The organism is Moorena sp. SIO3I6, assembly GCF_010672095.1.
The window spans coordinates 1-1,192 of sequence record NZ_JAAHHU010001521.1 but is presented as its reverse complement, the minus strand read 5'-3'; the positions used below and the strand labels follow the sequence as shown (position 1 = coordinate 1,192).

Sequence of the window (1,192 nt, the reverse complement as noted above, 5' to 3'; positions counted from 1 at the left end):
AATTACAGCCTTTTGAAATCAGTAGGTATCTGCCAGTGAGTGGAGTTCAATCTCTGGTAGACAGTGCCGTTGCCTCTTGTCTATTACCCCTATTCGATTCCCCTCAGTCGATGCCATCTTTAGTAGAGCGATGGCAGAGATTGCGCCCAGTGGATCCGGTAACACTGGAGTCAATATCTGATGAGAAAGCATTTGATACGCTTAAAGAGGCATTGATGGGATTGGAGAATTATGGATACGTGTTGGTTGAAGGTTAGGAGGTTGAAGGTTGAAGGTTGAAGGTTGAAGGTTGGCAGGTTGAAGGTTGGTAGGTTGGTAGGTTGGTAGGTTGAAGGTTGAAGGTTGGTAGGTTAGTAGGTTGTTCGCGTAGCGTGACCAAAGGCCAAGGTTGAATTATGGGGTTGCTGAATCTTCCCATCAATAGGAGCTTGTAGGGTGGGCAAAAACACCATTATGCTCTGGAGTAGTTCTAGATCACAGAATTTTGCCCACCATTACCGGTTGATTTGACACTCCCCGGCCTGTTCGCGTAGCGCCGGCTTTGCCGAAAGGCGCGGGGATTCTTAGTTCTACGACACGCCTTTAAATTAGTTATCCGTCAAAGGCAGTACTTAAACCAAATACCCGTTTAAAAACTAAGTATTGAGCCTAATTTAACTAAACGAGCGTGGGCTTATCTCCCTAAGCGTTGGGTTTCCCCAGTTCCCGTGTGCCGGAGACGAAACCTTAGAAGAGTGGAGCCTTTATGGTTAGTCGGCTATGGGTAAAAGGGTTAAAACTTATTGAATAAGGCTCCACTCTTCTTACGGTAACTTCTAACCCCACGGTACGTTTAGTCTTAAAAGGTTATTTACTGGTGTTTCGGTATCCGTTAAGATCCATGCGTTTTGGCGAGGTATGCGCGCTCCTCGTGTACTAGTATCGCAAAACGCTCGTTATTTTAAATTGGCAGTACCGACGAATCCTACCTGTGCGCTTTCTACATGTTTATTATATCACATTTTAATCAAAAGCCGTCCTAGAAGGACGGGGCTTGAGACCCAAAATTTCGGTCAGATATATAGCGCTACCCGCAAGGCAGCTATGCTGAGGGCAGAAGGCAGAAGTTGACTCTAACAAGGGCTTGCTGAATAAGTCGGTTAAAAACAACCGATGAATTATTTAATTATTTATGCCTGAAGCAAAGATGAGA

General features: G+C 45.1%; 1 protein-coding gene and 1 pseudogene. One reads left to right on the top strand and one right to left on the bottom strand.

Going from position 1 to position 1,192, the window contains the following annotated elements:
• Window positions 1-257, top strand: a pseudogene (locus tag F6K49_RS50850) (class I SAM-dependent methyltransferase); the annotation flags it as partial.
• Here the strand turns inward: F6K49_RS50850 and F6K49_RS50845 are convergent.
• Window positions 254-418 (bottom strand): hypothetical protein, encoded by a 165-nt coding sequence (locus F6K49_RS50845; RefSeq protein ID WP_293066115.1) that lies wholly within the window; start codon window positions 416-418, stop codon window positions 254-256. The pseudogene F6K49_RS50850 and the gene F6K49_RS50845 overlap by 4 nt on opposite strands.
• Window positions 419-1,192: the final 774 nt, after the last annotated feature.

Bases quoted from the DNA above. Each gene is read 5' to 3' on its own strand.
- F6K49_RS50845 (WP_293066115.1), bottom strand. From the start codon at position 418: ATGGGAAGATTCAGCAACCCCATAATTCAACCTTGGCCTTTGGTCACG.